17 protein-coding genes are annotated in these 14944 nt (G+C 52.6%); 13 read left to right on the forward strand and 4 right to left on the reverse strand.

Translation table 11 applies throughout. The features are described 5' to 3' along the window. Positions 1 to 14: 14 nt before the first annotated feature. The 4 genes from AC1WNR_RS04855 to AC1WNR_RS04870 are packed head-to-tail and all read left to right on the forward strand — an operon-like array spanning position 15 to position 2798. On the forward strand, positions 15 to 758 hold the full coding sequence (locus AC1WNR_RS04855) for an ATP-binding cassette domain-containing protein (RefSeq protein WP_481643402.1): 744 nt from the start codon (positions 15 to 17) through the stop codon (positions 756 to 758). Beyond that, entirely contained in the window at positions 755 to 1540 is a 786-nt protein-coding gene (locus tag AC1WNR_RS04860; RefSeq protein ID WP_481643403.1) for an ABC transporter permease, read from the forward strand. Before AC1WNR_RS04855 ends, AC1WNR_RS04860 begins: the two co-directional genes overlap by 4 nt. A gap of 23 nt (positions 1541 to 1563) precedes the next feature. Further along, positions 1564 to 2103, forward strand: a complete 540-nt coding sequence (locus AC1WNR_RS04865; RefSeq protein ID WP_481643404.1) for a rhodanese-like domain-containing protein — start codon at positions 1564 to 1566, stop codon at positions 2101 to 2103. Positions 2104 to 2120: 17 nt separating this feature from the next. Next, on the forward strand, positions 2121 to 2798 hold the full coding sequence (locus tag AC1WNR_RS04870) for a response regulator (RefSeq protein ID WP_481643405.1): 678 nt from the start codon (positions 2121 to 2123) through the stop codon (positions 2796 to 2798). Positions 2799 to 2802: 4 nt separating this feature from the next. Here AC1WNR_RS04870 and AC1WNR_RS04875 read toward each other — a convergent pair whose 3' ends face one another. From AC1WNR_RS04875 to AC1WNR_RS04885, 3 genes are all read right to left on the reverse strand, one after another. Then, positions 2803 to 5079, reverse strand: coding sequence for a hybrid sensor histidine kinase/response regulator (locus tag AC1WNR_RS04875; protein WP_481643406.1), 2277 nt, complete (start codon positions 5077 to 5079; stop codon positions 2803 to 2805). Positions 5080 to 5326: 247 nt separating this feature from the next. Then, positions 5327 to 6478 carry a nitric oxide-sensing protein NosP gene (nosP, locus tag AC1WNR_RS04880; RefSeq protein WP_481643407.1) on the reverse strand — a complete coding sequence of 384 codons (1152 nt, stop codon included), beginning with the start codon at positions 6476 to 6478 and terminating at the stop codon, positions 5327 to 5329. Between the two features lie 102 nt (positions 6479 to 6580). Continuing rightward, the gene (locus AC1WNR_RS04885) at positions 6581 to 7042 is read right to left on the reverse strand and encodes a DUF6647 family protein (RefSeq protein ID WP_481643408.1); all 462 of its coding nucleotides are present in this window, start codon (positions 7040 to 7042) and stop codon (positions 6581 to 6583) included. Positions 7043 to 7226: 184 nt separating this feature from the next. Here AC1WNR_RS04885 and AC1WNR_RS04890 point away from each other — a divergent pair, with 184 nt between their 5' ends. Beyond that, on the forward strand, positions 7227 to 7667 hold the full coding sequence (locus AC1WNR_RS04890; RefSeq protein WP_481643409.1) for a cupredoxin domain-containing protein: 441 nt from the start codon (positions 7227 to 7229) through the stop codon (positions 7665 to 7667). 53 nt (positions 7668 to 7720) lie between these two features. Here AC1WNR_RS04890 and AC1WNR_RS04895 read toward each other — a convergent pair whose 3' ends face one another. Beyond that, the gene (locus AC1WNR_RS04895; RefSeq protein WP_481643410.1) at positions 7721 to 8533 is read right to left on the reverse strand and encodes an inositol monophosphatase family protein; all 813 of its coding nucleotides are present in this window, start codon (positions 8531 to 8533) and stop codon (positions 7721 to 7723) included. A 132-nt stretch (positions 8534 to 8665) separates the two neighbouring features. Between AC1WNR_RS04895 and AC1WNR_RS04900 the strand changes: the two genes are divergently transcribed. The 8 genes from AC1WNR_RS04900 (at position 8666) to fdx (ending at position 14853) form a co-directional block, all read left to right on the forward strand. Further along, positions 8666 to 9415, forward strand: a complete 750-nt coding sequence (locus AC1WNR_RS04900; protein ID WP_481643411.1) for an RNA methyltransferase — start codon at positions 8666 to 8668, stop codon at positions 9413 to 9415. A 116-nt stretch (positions 9416 to 9531) separates the two neighbouring features. Then, entirely contained in the window at positions 9532 to 10005 is a 474-nt protein-coding gene (iscR, locus tag AC1WNR_RS04905) for a Fe-S cluster assembly transcriptional regulator IscR (protein ID WP_481643412.1), read from the forward strand. A gap of 32 nt (positions 10006 to 10037) precedes the next feature. After that, positions 10038 to 11252, forward strand: coding sequence for an IscS subfamily cysteine desulfurase (locus AC1WNR_RS04910; protein ID WP_481643413.1), 1215 nt, complete (start codon positions 10038 to 10040; stop codon positions 11250 to 11252). Positions 11253 to 11283: 31 nt separating this feature from the next. Then, positions 11284 to 11664: a Fe-S cluster assembly scaffold IscU gene (iscU, locus tag AC1WNR_RS04915; protein WP_481643414.1), complete on the forward strand. Its 381-nt coding sequence runs from the start codon at positions 11284 to 11286 to the stop codon at positions 11662 to 11664. A gap of 44 nt (positions 11665 to 11708) precedes the next feature. Then, the gene (gene iscA, locus AC1WNR_RS04920; protein ID WP_481643415.1) at positions 11709 to 12032 is read left to right on the forward strand and encodes an iron-sulfur cluster assembly protein IscA; all 324 of its coding nucleotides are present in this window, start codon (positions 11709 to 11711) and stop codon (positions 12030 to 12032) included. A gap of 48 nt (positions 12033 to 12080) precedes the next feature. Next, positions 12081 to 12614, forward strand: coding sequence for a Fe-S protein assembly co-chaperone HscB (gene hscB / locus AC1WNR_RS04925; RefSeq protein WP_481643416.1), 534 nt, complete (start codon positions 12081 to 12083; stop codon positions 12612 to 12614). Positions 12615 to 12619: 5 nt separating this feature from the next. Then, positions 12620 to 14515, forward strand: a complete 1896-nt coding sequence (gene hscA / locus AC1WNR_RS04930; RefSeq protein WP_481643417.1) for a Fe-S protein assembly chaperone HscA — start codon at positions 12620 to 12622, stop codon at positions 14513 to 14515. Next, positions 14515 to 14853, forward strand: a complete 339-nt coding sequence (gene fdx / locus AC1WNR_RS04935; RefSeq protein ID WP_481643418.1) for an ISC system 2Fe-2S type ferredoxin — start codon at positions 14515 to 14517, stop codon at positions 14851 to 14853. Before hscA ends, fdx begins: the two co-directional genes overlap by 1 nt. The last annotated feature ends 91 nt before the right edge of the window (positions 14854 to 14944 follow it).

A 14944-nucleotide genomic window follows, 5' to 3' on the forward strand; every position in this document is an offset into this window, starting at 1 on the left:
GTGAGATATTTTGAATGACAGATGCTGCGCTAAAAGTCTTCGATGTTGAGTTCTCCTATGCCAAGCGCAAGGCTTTGTCTGGTGTGTCGCTGGAGTTACTGCCTGGCAAGGTTACGATGCTATTGGGTCCAAACGGAGCAGGGAAATCAACGCTCTTTGGGCTATTAACTGGGCTGCTCGATCTGCAGCGCGGTGAAATTCATTTCGAAGGTCGCTCGCTTCAGGAGAGTCGAGCTTCATTGTTGTTACATCTGGGTGTTGTATTTCAGCAGAGCACACTCGATCTCGATCTAACAGTGGAACAGAATCTGCGCTATCACGCAGCGTTACGAGGTATGTCTTCGGCTGAGGCTGGCGAGCGCATTCGGGAGGAGCTTGAGCGGTTCGCGTTGATCGAACAAGCCAAGGACTCGGTGAGATCGCTCAATGGTGGGCATCGGCGGCGAGTTGAGCTGGCACGAGCGCTGCTTCATCGCCCGAAAGTTTTGCTGCTAGATGAACCCACGGTCGGGCTAGATGCTCATACGCGCCAACGCTTGGCGGAGACTGTGCGTCAACGTTGCGTTGATTCTGACGTCGCTGTGCTCTGGGCGACGCATTTGATGGATGAGATCGAGGATGAGGATCAGATCTATCTGCTGCATAAAGGGTCGATGGAGTTCTCTGGTAAGGCGGCTGAGCTGAAACAACATGCTGGTACCGACACCTTGGTCTCCGCATTTAACAAATTAACGCAATTTGAAGAGGTGAGGGTATGAATCTGCGTATCGCCACCTCAGCATTTAACGGCATATTAGTGCGCGAGTTTCTGCGTTTCGTACAGCAGCGCAGCCGATTTCTGAGTGCTCTGGTAAGGCCGCTGCTCTGGCTCCTTGTCTTTGCAGCGGGCTTTCGAGCAGCCCTAGGTATAGCAATAATCGAGCCCTACGAGACCTACATCACCTATGAGGTCTATATCGCGCCGGGTCTTTGCTGCATGATTCTGCTGTTCAACGGTATGCAAGGCAGTCTCGCGATGGTCTATGACCGGGAAATGGGCAGTATGAAAGTCTTGTTGGTCAGCCCTCTGCCACGGCCGTTTTTGCTGGTGGCGAAGATGACAGCAACGTCGTTGATCTCTCTGGTGCAGGTCTATGCGTTCCTAATAATTGCTCTAGCCGTTGATGTCACACCGCCTCTGCTTGGCTACCTTACGGTGCTGCCTGCGCTGTTTTTGGTCGCCTTGCTTCTCAGTGCAATAGGCCTGTTCCTGTCGACGCAGATCAAACAGCTGGAGAACTTCGCAGGGGTGATGAACTTCGTTATATTTCCAATGTTCTTCCTCTCCTCGGCACTCTACCCATTGTGGAAGATGCAGGAGTCGAGCGAGCTGCTCTACTGGATTTGTCTGTTCAATCCGTTTACCCACGCAGTGGAGTTGGTGCGGCATGCGCTCTACGCAAGTCTGAATTTAGAGGCCTTAGGTTGGACCTTGGTCGCGTTAGCGGTGGCGTTATCGGCTGGCATACTGAGTTTTAAGCCGAGTCGTGCGGCGGGATGAGGCGGGTTGCCGGGCTTGGCTCAGTGGCTTTGCTGCTTGTTTGCCTTCTTGCTCAGGGCGATGAACGTTTGTTTGACGAGCAGGGGTATCGCATCGCTTGGTTGCGCTCGCCAACGCCCGAAACCGTGGAAGGAGCCAGAACACTGAGTGTAAAACAGCTTGAGCATTTGTTGCATAGCGAACCCACTGCGCTGTTACTTGATGTGCTGCCCCTGACCTGGATGGGTATCTGGGTTGAAACCGAACCACACCACTCGTTACCGGGAGCGGTTTGGTTACCGAATGTTGGGCGAGCAGAGCTTAATCCGCTGTGGGATGGATATCTCGATCAGAATCTCGAGCGTCTAACCGGTGGTGACAAGCGTCACCCGCTTATTGTGTTTTGCCGAGCTGATTGTTGGTACTCGTGGAATGCTGTTAGGCGTTTAGTGCGGCGCGGATACTCAGATATCTATTGGTATAGATTGGGAACGGATGGCTGGTTAGAAGCGGGTCATCGGCTTACAGATATAGACCCAGAACCGATGTTGGAAAGATCAGAGCAATCGATCGAAGAAAAATAAGAGTTGAGGAAAAGACGGTGTATAAATTCTTAATTGCTGACGACCATCCGCTATTTCGTGAAGCGATAGGCAGCGTCATCCAATCGACCTTTGAGGGTTCGGAGATAATCGAGTGCGAATCCCTGGACGAAGCGGCTGAACAGGCTGCCGCCCTCGATGATCTCGATCTTATTCTGCTTGATCTAAATATGCCGGGCATGGATGGATTAAATGGCCTGATGCGCATGCGTAACGAGTCGCCACTGGTCCCTGCGGTCATCGTGTCGGCTGAAGAGGAGAAATCAGTTGTGCTACAGGCGATAACCTATGGTGCGATCGGGTTTATCACTAAGTCGAGCCCGAGAACTCAGATGGCACAAGCGCTGCAGCAGATTTTGGGGGGTAACGTCTACCTGCCAACGGATGTGATTCACGGCACTGCGTCAAGCGCAAAGGCGACAACCAGTCGGCCAGCTGCTCGTGATGAGTCTATCTCGCCTGAGATGCTCGAATCTCTGACTCGTCGGCAGTTGAAAGTTTTGGAGCGGATGGCGATGGGTGAGTCGAACAAACAGATCGCCTACAACCTCTCAATTGCTGAAACCACGGTCAAAGCGCACGTATCTGCAATTTTGCGTAAGTTAAACGTGCATAACCGCATTCAAGCGGTTCTCAACGCCGGTAATATCGATTTTAGTGAGTATTTGAAGCGCTAACGCCCTAGGCATGTACGCATAGGTGGGTCAGGAGCGTCTTCAGTCGTAGCGGCTTCACCGGTTTGTTCATCAGGTGGTAGCCAAGCTCTCGCACTTCGCTATTCAGCTCTTTGCTGTAATTTGCGGTTATCATCAGGACCGGTACCTGAGTCTCGAGACGCGGCAGGATCGCTGCTGCTGCCCCTATTCCTGTTTCTCCATCATCAAGGTGGTAATCGCAAATCAGTACGTCCGGAGCGCTACGCTGGATATCGACTCTTTCTAAGAGTTGATCGAGCGAACGTGCAGTAACAACCTCAGCTCCCCAATTCTCTAACAGCAGTCGCATCGCTAGACAGATCGCTTCATCGTTATCGATTAACCAGAACAAGCTGCCTTCAAGCTCATGCCCAAAGCTGGCGCTCGGTTCAATATTTGTCGCTTTGGGTGTGAAGCTGTGTTGAATTTCACGGGGCACCGTGACGCTGAATATTGAGCCCTTGCCTACTTTTGAACGCACCGTAATTGGGTGATCCAGTACACTGGATATCTTCTCAACGATAGCGAGTCCTAAGCCGAGACCGCGATCATTTCTGCGCTGGTGGCCACTTAAACGACGAAACTCCTGGAATATAACCCTCTGGTCATCCCGCGTAATTCCCGGGCCCGTGTCGTAGATCTGAATATCCACGCGATTGCCCCGTGACCGCACTCTGAGCCCAACCTTGCCGGCAACGGTATAGCGTACAGCGTTGGTTAATAGATTTCGCACGATACGCGCCAAAAGCTGTGAATCTGAACGGATCAGCGTGCTGGCTCCGCGATATTCGAACTCCAAGTTCTGAGATGACGCAACTTGCTTGAATTCAGCGGCAAGGTTATCTAGCAGTTGGTTAGCGGGGAACACGGTAGGTTCGGCTTGCAAGAGACCGGCATCTAGCTTGGAGATATCGACTAGCGTTCGCAGAAGACTTTCGACATCGTCTAGAGAGGTATTGATAGAACCGGCTAGGGTTTGCGTGTCGCTTCCAGTCAGTTTCTCCTCCAACGAGGAGCTAAAGAGCCTTGCAGCATTCAGCGGCTGTAGCAGGTCGTGGCTAACAGCCGCGAGGAACTTGGATTTCGATTCGTTAGCCTGTTCCGCTTCGTTTTTGGCATCTTCAAGCGCGGAGTTAAGCGTGAGTAGTTCGTTTGTCCTTGCCTCGACCCGTTGCTCCAGGTTTTGTCGCGCACTCTCAAGCTCTTCGGCATGGCGGTGAGCTGTGGTGATGTCACGGTTCATCACAAAGAAACCGTCGGCTTGTCCCTGTGCATCAAAGTTAGCGACATAGGACTTCTGGATTCGACGCAACTGTCCGTCGGCGTTGCGCTCCCAAACTTCAAAGGTTTGGTTCCATCCAGACAGCGCAAGCTCAACGTGATCATCGGTGCTGTGTCCCAGGCGATTGAGCATGCGTGCAATGGGGCGACCAATCAGTGAACCTGTGGGTACATTAAACCAACTGTCGTAGACCTTATTGGTGAACTTGTAGGTTCGGTCTTTACCAACAAAAGCGATCATTGCCGGCACGTTGTCGGTGATCAGACGGATCCACTGCTCGGATTGGCGCAGCGACTCCTCATAGGTGTAGCGTTCGGTAATATCAGTGAAGGTGAATACCGAGCTGCCGTCATCCAGCGGATGTGCTTTGATCTCTAGAATTTGACCGAGGTTTGTTTTGTAGACGCTCTCTTTATTTGCTCTGTCCGTTTGATCTGCTTGGCGATGGTGCTCACTCATTCGGCTCCTATCCCGAAGCAACAGATTAAAAGCCTCTGTGGTTTTCAAGTCTGCGGTGGTGAAGCCGGTAAGTGATAGGAATTGGTCATTCCAGAGTTTGGCTTTACCTTGCTCATCGACTAGTACGACACCTTGGGAGAGGTTGTCGATGGTGCGCTTCATCAGTTCAGCTTGTTGGGCGAGCGCGTCCTCGCGTTGGCGTGTTTCACGAGCAATCAACTCGCTGATGTCGGTGTACAGAACGACAAGTCCACCTTCGGCGGTGGCGCGCTCGCTCATCTGTATCCAACGCCCGTCGCCGAGCAGATACACTTTGGCACTGTTATCGGTGGCGGGGTAGGTTTCGCTGATCATCCCCGATTGGTTCGCTATACGGTCGAGTTCACTGAGATAATCACCCGCTCTCAGTCGGTGACCCACCGAACTCCAGAGCTTTTCAAAATGGCGGTTGTAACGCAGTAGACGGCGATTGGAGTCGAACAGTGCGAACGCATCGGAGATTGATTCGATAGCGTCTTCCATCTGCTGGCTGACGCGGGCCGTAACAGAGTTGGCTTGCTCGAGTGCTTTGTGACTCTGTTTAATCTCATCCAGCGCTTGGTTGAGCTCCTCGGTGCGCACTTTGACCAGCTCTGCCAGACTTACCGAGTGCTCAAAGGCTGCATAGGGCGTTGTTGCCTGATGCGCACCGGCTTCAACGCGCGTCATCAGTACCTTGTTGATCTTGGTTAGTTTGGCGTTTTGCGCTTCGAGCTCTTTAACTCGAACTTCAAGCCAGTTCTGGTGCTCGCTTGCGTTTGCCAATTGCTACGCCCGTTAACGTTTGGTTTATGTGCATGCCCTGATGTTGTTCGCCGTAGGTGTTCATGCCGATGATTCCAAGCTTGACCATCAAATTGGAAATCTGCTCATCTATATTCAGTGCTTCGGCCTCCAGCCGGCGCAGGAAGCAGTCGAATCCGATAATCAGCTGTGGCTCTCCAAGACGCTCCTCAAGTTTGCGGTACTGAGACTCAATATTACTGATCAGGTCTGTACGTTGCATCACGTTGAGCACAATGCCGGCCTCAACTGCACAGAAAAATTTCAGGGCGTTCTCTTGCTCGACACTCTGTATCGAGCGGATAAAGTAGTCATCACCGAGTTTAACAGCGAGTGGGTGCAGCGCGAACTGCGCAGGGCAGGTCGATTCCAGGTCAATACCGACAGCTTGGGAATAGATCTGAGCGGGTGAGTCGGCATCGAGCTCCGTAACTGTGCGTGATGCAACATCAGCATCAGTGACGACCAGCTTTTCATCTGTCGGCACACAATGATGCGTCGTGAATACCTCGAACTCATAGGGTGTAGAGAAGAGTAATACAATGGCTGCGTCTTGGTAGAAACGGCCCTGATGGAATACATGAGTGCTAGCGAGGTTAATGTCGTCGCCAGCTGAGCCGCCAAAATTTGGGCAAGACCCAAGCGCGGCATTGAGTTGCACAAGGAACTGCTCTTCCTGAATTGACAGTCCATCGATCAGCGTAATGGCAAAGCAGCCTTGTGAAATAGGAACGTTTCGCTGCTGCTCGCAATCATACTTGAGTACGTCAATGAGATCGCGTGCATCTGAGGGAGTAAAGCTCGCAAGTTCGTTAACGCAACCGACGCTAATACCGAAGTCATCCTCTGGGAATCCGATTGCGGTAATTGAGCCTTGGCAGTAGCCATCTGGTGAGATCTCGCCAGCGGTGGTACAGCCCGATACATTGAGACCGTTGAAATTTCGGTTTATGGCCTGTTCAAGCGCGGCTAGCTCGTACTGTGCAGAGCAGAAAAAGAGTACGTGGCGGATAGCTTGCCCTTTGAAAAACTGAGCAAGCTCAGCAATGGCCTCTTTCGCGTCAGTTCTGTGTGAAACGGCGCGGATAATTCCTGTCATGGTCTGTTCTTATCTTTATAGGATAGTCAGAGAATATCCCGCAACAGGAGTGAGGTAAAGACGATAGAACTAGTTCCAAAGTCTTAAGTTGAGTCTGCAGGGTCAGCATGAAGAGTATAGCTGCGCCCAAGCGCGCCTGCTCAGAAAGTGATCTCGAAAGGACTCCTGTCGCAGGAACTCTGCCCCAAGAGCGTAGGCTTCGAGCTCACCCTCGTTCTGACATCGCCAGTGGTCGGCTACACCGGTCTGCCACTGCACGTGGTGCACCAGCTCGTGTAGCAGGATCTCTTGAGTGGCAATATCATCATAGAGTTCGTCGGGGTCGCCGGTGTAAAGCAGATAAATGGTACCGTTCTCTCCGTCCAGCGGGGTGTATAGGGCTTTGATCCGTGGGTCAATACCGTCGTCCGGGGCGTATTCTGGCGCGTCAGAGTAGTACTCTGCGGTGATCTCTTCGGCGCTAACCAATTTCACGTCTGGCTCGTTTATCTTTGATGTATCGTAGGCGCTGTTTGATGCTATCCAGACCAGCAACGAACCAACCAAAGTTTCAATACTGCCCATGCCTGTTTCCTCAATTCGTACCCTTGTTACTCCTGCTGACGGCCGTAAGATCATCGGCTTGCGTGAATTTTTTGCACTTTAGTACTAGTTCCAGGGCATAGATTGGTACGAAAGGGTAGTCGAGTGTCATAACACTCTCGCGTAAGTTTCGCAGTAGAGAGTGAAGAATGTCATGGAGACCACTATGTATCGCAAACTGCTTTTTCCCTTCGTGCTTGGCTGTTCGCTGGGTTCGTCAATCGCAAGCGCACATGAGCTTGGGTTTGCGGGTCTGCTCTCAGGTAAGAATAAAGCTGAGATGCCCGAGTTGATCCTTGCTGCAGGTGAGCCTCTAGCCGCAGTCAGCGAGATCAATCTAGAGTCGGGCAAATATTACGAGCTTGAGATCCGGGCCGATGGTTCGGCTGAACTTGGGCTGTCGGGGGCTGGGTTCTTTCGAGCAATCTGGGTTGATGAAGTGGTCATCAACGGCCTAGAGGTACGCCCTTTGGGGTTGGACAGCGTTGAATTTGATGATGCCGGCGAGATGGAGATTGGTTTTGTTGCGATTAAACCGGGTAGCTATTCACTCTCGGTGCCAGGAAGCACCGGTGATACCCAGCGCGTTAAGATAAATATTCGATAGAGGCTCGAGTACAGATTGAAAAGGCGCTCGTAAAGAACGAGCGCCCGTTCGATTTAACGCTGCTTGCTAATACCGTTGACAGTCGTTAGCAAGGTTTTGAAGATCTTTGGATTACCAGCAACCAGTTGGCCATTGCTGCGGTAGCTAGCGCCGCCGTTGAAGTCGGCGGCTAAGCCCCCAGCCTCCTGCAGAATTAGTAGGCCTGCTTCGAGCTCTTCAGCGTGAACCTCGGGTTGCAGCATTGCATCCAAACGTCCAGCCGCAGTGTAGGCGAGGTTGAGAGCTACAGAACCAGTACTGAAGGTCGAAGCACCCGCTTCAACGATTGCACGAGTGATATCGAGCTGCATCTCTAGGTGTTTCTTGTCACTTGGGCGGCCGAGGTGACCGGTGCCAATCAGTGCACCATCAAGCGTTTTCATTGCACCTACCCGCAAGCGACGGCCGTTTAGCTGCGCGCCCTGACCGCGGCTAGCAGTAAACTCCTCGCCGGTAATTGGATTGAGGATAAGCGCATGCTCGACTTTGTCTTTTACGCGGCCGACAAGACAGAGTGCGAACGAGGGTAGTGCATTAGAGAAGTTGGTTACAGAGTCTAGCGTGTGGATCTGCCAGTGGCAGGGTGTTGGACCCTCGGTGGATGCGGGCTCGTACAAGCCTGAGTATTCCCCCGTCACGCTGTGGTGCGGGTAGGCTTTCTGAATCACCTGAGCGATGTTTTTCTCAACGCTATTACAGGTGTCGTTCAGGAACTTGGCAACGCTGCCCTGTTCAGATTTGATCAGGTCGAGGCGTTCAAGAGCTCGTTCGATTTGTTCGCTTGCTTGGCGCGCAGCGCGCAGCGCGATATTGACCATCGGTTGCATCAGTCGGGTATCCATCAGTTTTAAAAGAGCGAGGCCAAAGTATAACCCAGACGGGTGGACGAACTCCAGCCAATTAAGTGCGCCACTGCTGGGCTTCTGGTAGACTCGCGCCACCTAAATTGGGAGGCACAGATGCTCGATAGAATTCGTATTGTTTTGGTGAATACAACCCATCCCGGCAATATTGGAGCAACTGCGCGTGCCATGAAAAATATGGGGCTGTCTGACCTATGTTTGGTAGAGCCTAAGTTCTTTCCTCATGAGGAGGCGCAGGCTCGTGCTTCAGGCGCGGATGATATCCTCGCGTCGGCTCGTGTCGTTGGTTCGATTGATGAGGCCTTAGCGGATTGTCAACTGGTTGTCGGGACGAGCGCGCGCGAACGCCATATCCCCTGGCCGCTGGTAAATCCCCGTGAGCTCGGCGCAATTAGTGCCCAGATGTTGCAAAGTGAGGCAGGTGCAGCGGGCCGTATAGCGGTGTTGTTTGGGCGCGAAGCGAGTGGCCTCACAAATGAGGAGCTGCATCTGTGTCACAAGCATGTGCACATACCGACTAACCCAGACTTTAGTTCGCTCAACGTTGCCGCTGCGGTGCAGGTTATTAGCTACGAGATGCGTATGGCGCTAGTTGAGGCTCAAATTGCTGATGCACCTCAGTGGGGTACTCAGTGGGATATCGAGCTTGCCGATAATGCAGAGCTAGAGCGAATGTTTGAACATCTTGAGCGCACGCTAATTGATATAGAGTTTCTCGATCCGGACAATCCGCGTCAGTTGATGCCGAGGCTCAGACGCCTAATTCTGCGTGCAGTGCCGGATAAGGTTGAGGTCAACGTCTTACGTGGAATCCTCAAGAAAGTGGGGCTCTACGGTAAACGTTAGGATCGTATTTTAAACGGCTGCCCCAATTCCTACTAAATTACTCAGGTAAATAGTTGACCAATTTTGTAGGAGAAAGGATAATGACTCCAGATCCATAAAGGAGATGAGGTAAAGCCATGCGTCTTACCACCAAGGGGCGGTATGCCGTCACAGCAATGTTGGACCTAGCGCTGCATCAGGGCAAAGGGCCGATTAGTTTGGCCGACATATCCGACCGGCAGGGTATCTCGCTCTCGTATCTAGAGCAGCTGTTCGCCAAGTTGCGTAAGCAGGGTTTGGTTCAGAGTGTGCGCGGCCCGGGCGGTGGGTACGAATTGAAGCGCGATAGCGCGCAGATCAACGTGGCGCAGGTTGTAGATGCGGTAAATGAATCGGTCGACGCTACAGGTTGCCAGCAAAAGGGCAACTGTCAGTCGGGCGAAATATGTCTGACTCACCATCTGTGGATGGATTTGAGCGGACAGATTCATGGTTTTTTGAGCGGGATTAGTCTAGCTGATCTCGTTGTGCGTAATGATGTGCAGATGGTGGCCCAACGTCAGGAGGGCCGCGTTACTGAAGAACTGATTCTCGCGAGTCGCAACGGTTAAGCGACTCGGTTGTTAAAACTTTGGAGAGATAGATGAAACTGCCAATATATATGGATTACTCGGCTTCAACCCCAGTCGATCCACGTGTTGCTGAAAAGATGATGGCTTGCCTCACACCCGATGGTAACTTCGGTAACCCAGCAAGCCGCTCTCACTTGTTTGGCTGGAAGGCAGAAGAAGCCGTTGAGACCGCGCGTCGCAATGTTGCTGACCTGATTGGTGCGGACCCACGTGAGATTGTCTGGACTTCAGGTGCGACCGAGTCAGACAACCTCGCAATTAAAGGTGTGGCGCACTTCTACCACAAGAAAGGTAAGCACATCATAACCTCTAAAATTGAGCACAAAGCAGTTCTCGATGCGACTCGACAGTTGGAACGCGAAGGCTATGAGGTTACCTACCTTACGCCCGGCTCAGACGGCCTGATCTCGCCGCAGATGGTTGCTGATGCGCTGCGTGAAGACACGATTCTTGTCTCTCTAATGCACATCAACAACGAGATTGGCACTATCACTGATATAGCCGCAATAGGGGAGCTGACCCGTAAACATGGCGTTCTTTTCCATGTGGATGCGGCTCAGAGTGCCGGTAAGATCCCTCTCGATATGCAAGAGATGAAAGTCGATCTGCTCTCGCTATGCGCTCACAAGATTTACGGTCCTAAGGGGGTAGGCGCGCTCTACGTGCGTCGTAAGCCACGTGTACGCATTGAGGCACAGATCCACGGTGGCGGCCACGAGCGTGGTATGCGCTCAGGTACTTTGGCAACGCACCAGATCGTGGGTATGGGTGAAGCTTTCCGCATCGCCAAAGAGGAGATGGAGTCTGAGAAACAGCGTCTTATTTCGCTGCGTGATCGCTTCTGGACACAGATTCAGGATATGGAAGAGGTTTACGTCAACGGTTCGTTTGATGAGCGCTACCCCGGCAATCTCAACGTCAGTTTCGCTTTTGTAGAGGGCGAGTCGCTGCTGATGTCACTCAAAGATCTTGCGGTCTCTTCAGGCTCTGCTTGTACTTCAGCAAGCTTGGAACCGTCGTATGTGTTGCGTGCGCTCGGTTTGAATGACGAGATGGCACACTCATCGATTCGTTTCTCTTTCGGTCGTTTCACGACTGAGGAAGAGGTTGATTATGCAGCCGCTCAGGTCCGCACCGCAGTCGACAAACTGCGTGAACTGTCTCCACTTTGGGATATGTTCAAAGATGGCGTTGACCTCAGCAAAGTAGAGTGGGTTCACCACTAACATCACCGGATAAGAGTTTTAGGAGTTCAACATGGCTTACAGCGAAAAAGTTATCGACCATTACGAGAATCCACGCAACGTCGGCAAGATGGATGCGGGTGACTCTCACGTAGGTACTGGCATGGTGGGTGCGCCAGCCTGTGGTGACGTTATGCGTCTGCAGATCAAAGTCAGCGATGACGGCGTTATCGAAGATGCGAAGTTTAAAACCTATGGTTGCGGCTCTGCGATCGCGTCTAGCTCGCTAGTGACTGAGTGGGTCAAAGGTATGACGCTTGATCAGGCTGCTGATCTCAAAAATGCGCAGATTGCTGAAGAGCTAGCGCTACCGCCGGTCAAGATCCACTGTTCAGTGTTGGCTGAAGATGCGATCAAAGCGGCGATCGACGATTACCGTAACAAGCAGAAGTAATGAGCAGCCGGGCTTTGGTGCCCGGCCCTAGTTTAGGAAACGTTATGGGTGTGTCTATGACCTCCGCCGCAGCAAATCATGTGGCGAGATATTTAGAGAAACGTGGCAAGGGCGTCGGCATACGTCTGGGCGTTCGTACCTCAGGTTGTTCCGGTATGGCTTACGTTCTGGAGTATGTTGATGACCTAAACACCGAAGACGAAGTGTTTGAGTTCGAGGGTGTGAAGGTTGTAATTGATCCGAAAAGCCTAGTCTACCTGGAAGGCACTGAGCTCGACTTTGTCAAAGAGGGCCTCAACGAAGGGTTTAAGTTCAACAACCCGAACGTGCGCAGCGAATGCGGCTGTGGTGAGAGCTTTAACGTCTGATTTTTCTCCTTCCGCTGCGCAAAAGAAAGGGTAAGCTCACGAGAGTGTATGGATATTTCTAAGAACTTCTTCGAACTGTTTGAGCTCGCCCCAGGGTTTGATCTAAATACGCAGCAGCTTAGTGAGCGCTACCGCGAACTACAGCGTGAATACCATCCAGATCGCCATGCTCACAAAGGTGAGCGCGAGCAGCGACTAGCTGTGCAGGCGACTACTCATCTTAATGAAGCCTTTGAGACGCTTAAACAGCCGCTTAAACGCGCGCAATACCTGCTTAAGCTGCGCGGTGTTGAGACCGGTGAGGAGACTCGTCAGCAGTTGCCGGGTGCCTTTTTGATGCAGCAGATGGAGCTCCGCGAGGCGCTGTTTGAAGTGGGCGAAGCTGATGACCCGTTTGCTGAGCTTGAGGATTTGGAACAACAGGCCCGTGCGCTTGAAACCCAAGAGTATTCGCAGTTTAATGCGGCGCTTGCTGCAGACGACCTCGAAACCGCAGAGGTCGCGATTAGAAAGCTGCAATTCGTAAACAAGTTATTGCACGAGATTGAGGCGGCTGAAGATCGTCTGGACGAGGAGTACTGATTACTATGGCGCTGTTGCAGATTGCAGAGCCCGGATTAAGCCTGGACCCGCATCAGCGTAAGCTCGCTGTCGGTATCGACTTGGGTACTACCAACTCGCTGGTTGCCAGTGTACGCAATGGTGTTGCTGAGACCTTGGCGGATGAGAGTGGTGCCCATATTTTGCCATCTGTTGTCCACTACACGCAGGGCCAGCAGCCGCTAGTGGGCGCTGAAGCAGCTCTGCGGGCGACTCAGGACCCTTATAATACCATCCAGTCAATCAAGCGCCTCATGGGGCGCTCTGCAGATGATGCGCTGCAGCTTGGCGAGCAGCTTCCGTATGAGTTTGTAGAATCTGACACGGCGATGCCCTACCTGCGTACTGCAGTGGGCGATTTGAGCCCAGTTCAGATCTCAGCAGATATTCTCAAAAGTTTGGTTGCGCGCGCAGAGGCGAGCTTGGGTGGTGATCTCGAGGGGGCTGTTATAACCGTTCCTGCTTATTTCGACGATGCGCAGCGCCAGGCGACGAAAGATGCCGCTCAGATAGCCGGAATTAATGTTCTTCGACTGCTCAATGAGCCAACCGCGGCCGCGGTAGCCTACGGCCTTGATCAGCAGGATAAAGGCGTAGTCGCTGTTTATGATTTGGGTGGTGGTACATTCGATATCTCAATTCTGCGTCTGACGCAGGGTGTGTTTGAGGTGTTGGCCACCGGTGGTGACTCGGCGCTGGGCGGCGACGATTTTGACCATGCGCTGGCTCACTGGTTGATGGATCAGGCAGGCGATCAGGTCTTTGATGCGAGCTCCAGTCGCGAACTGCTGAGAATTGCGCGTCACACCAAGGAGCAGCTTACGAGCAGCTCTGAGGTAGAGGTTGCTCTACCGTGCTCTGGCACAGGGGTACAGGTAAGCCGTGATCAATTTGATGCTCTGTGTAAGCCGCTTGTTTCTAAAACTATCCGTGCCTGTAAGCGTGCGCTCAAAGATGCCGGTGTGGCGCTCGATGAGATTCAGGACGTAGTTATGGTCGGTGGTTCGACCCGCGTGCCTCTGGTGCAGAGCTCAGTCGGTGAATTCTTCAAGCGCGATCCACACATCGATATTGACCCCGATCGCGTTGTCGCAATTGGTGCGGCGATCCAAGCGGATATTCTGGCCGGCAATAAGCCTGACTCCGAATTATTGCTGCTTGATGTGCTGCCGCTCTCGCTCGGTCTAGAGACTATGGGTGGACTGGTGGAGAAGGTGATTCATCGCAACACCTCAATCCCAGTTGCGCGTGCGCAAGAGTTCACGACCTATCAGGACGGTCAGACGGCGATGCTGGTGCATGTGCTGCAGGGTGAGCGAGAGTTGGTTGATCACTGCCGTTCGTTAGCGCGCTTTGAGCTGCGCGGTATTCCACCGATGGCAGCTGGCGCGGCTCATATTCGGGTCACCTTCCAGGTAGATGCTGATGGCCTTTTGAATGTGGCAGCCAAAGAGCTCTCGACGGGTATTGAGTCTGCTATTCAGGTGAAACCATCGTACGGACTTTCAGACTCTGAAATTACCCGTATGCTACAGGAGTCCTACTCTAATGCTGCGGACGATCGCGAAGCGCGCAGTCTGCGTGAGCAGCAAGTTGAGGCTGATCGTTTAGTTAGCGCACTGCGTAACGCGATCGCCGAAGATGGCGAGCTGCTGTCAGAGCAGGAGTTGAAGGATCTTAATACTGAGATTGATGTGCTCGAGAAGCTCGCACAGGGCTCGAGTGCTGGTGCCATTGAGGCTGGTGTGGAGCATCTGGCCCAGGTGAGTGATTTCTTTGCGTCGCGTCGTATGGATCGCTCGATTCAGACGGCTCTGCAGGGGCAGAGCGTCGATATCTTCGACCCCGTTTCTAATAACCGTTCCGAAAAGGAGAAGGGCTAATGCCGCAGATTATTTTTCTACCCCACGAAGAGCTTTGCCCTGAAGGCCAGGTCATCGAAGCTGAGCCCGGGGTGACTATCTGCGACGCGGCGCTGCGTAACGGTATTCATATTGAACACGCGTGTGAAAAGTCTTGCGCCTGCACTACCTGTCACGTAGTTGTGCGTGAAGGCTTCGATAGCATGGAAGAGTCTGATGAGCTCGAAGATGACATGCTTGACAAGGCTTGGGGTCTGGAGCCAGAGTCGCGCTTGAGTTGTCAGGCAGTTGTTGGTGATGAGGACCTAGTTGTAGAGATTCCCAAGTACACTATTAACCAGGTTTCTGAGGGGCACTAACCGCTCCATTGCGTGATTAAGGTCGCTCGCCGAAATGCTACCCTCGGGTCGACCTTTGGCGTATAATTCGCGCACCAAAATTTTCATCCAA

This window comes from Marinobacterium marisflavi (genome assembly GCF_982447095.1).

What these genes read in the sequence shown, in the direction of transcription:
- AC1WNR_RS04855 (WP_481643402.1), top strand. Translation starts at nt 15, where the DNA reads ATGACAGATGCTGCGCTAAAAGTCTTCGATGTTGAGTTCTCCTATGCC.
- AC1WNR_RS04860 (WP_481643403.1), top strand. Translation starts at nt 755, where the DNA reads ATGAATCTGCGTATCGCCACCTCAGCATTTAACGGCATATTAGTGCGC.
- AC1WNR_RS04875 (WP_481643406.1), bottom strand. Translation starts at nt 5,079, where the DNA reads ATGGAAGACGCTATCGAATCAATCTCCGATGCGTTCGCACTGTTCGAC.
- nosP (WP_481643407.1), bottom strand. Translation starts at nt 6,478, where the DNA reads ATGACAGGAATTATCCGCGCCGTTTCACACAGAACTGACGCGAAAGAG.
- AC1WNR_RS04885 (WP_481643408.1), bottom strand. Translation starts at nt 7,042, where the DNA reads ATGGGCAGTATTGAAACTTTGGTTGGTTCGTTGCTGGTCTGGATAGCA.
- AC1WNR_RS04890 (WP_481643409.1), top strand. Translation starts at nt 7,227, where the DNA reads ATGTATCGCAAACTGCTTTTTCCCTTCGTGCTTGGCTGTTCGCTGGGT.
- AC1WNR_RS04895 (WP_481643410.1), bottom strand. Translation starts at nt 8,533, where the DNA reads ATGCAACCGATGGTCAATATCGCGCTGCGCGCTGCGCGCCAAGCAAGC.
- AC1WNR_RS04900 (WP_481643411.1), top strand. Translation starts at nt 8,666, where the DNA reads ATGCTCGATAGAATTCGTATTGTTTTGGTGAATACAACCCATCCCGGC.
- iscR (WP_481643412.1), top strand. Translation starts at nt 9,532, where the DNA reads ATGCGTCTTACCACCAAGGGGCGGTATGCCGTCACAGCAATGTTGGAC.
- AC1WNR_RS04910 (WP_481643413.1), top strand. Translation starts at nt 10,038, where the DNA reads ATGAAACTGCCAATATATATGGATTACTCGGCTTCAACCCCAGTCGAT.
- iscU (WP_481643414.1), top strand. Translation starts at nt 11,284, where the DNA reads ATGGCTTACAGCGAAAAAGTTATCGACCATTACGAGAATCCACGCAAC.
- iscA (WP_481643415.1), top strand. Translation starts at nt 11,709, where the DNA reads ATGGGTGTGTCTATGACCTCCGCCGCAGCAAATCATGTGGCGAGATAT.
- hscB (WP_481643416.1), top strand. Translation starts at nt 12,081, where the DNA reads ATGGATATTTCTAAGAACTTCTTCGAACTGTTTGAGCTCGCCCCAGGG.
- hscA (WP_481643417.1), top strand. Translation starts at nt 12,620, where the DNA reads ATGGCGCTGTTGCAGATTGCAGAGCCCGGATTAAGCCTGGACCCGCAT.
- fdx (WP_481643418.1), top strand. Translation starts at nt 14,515, where the DNA reads ATGCCGCAGATTATTTTTCTACCCCACGAAGAGCTTTGCCCTGAAGGC.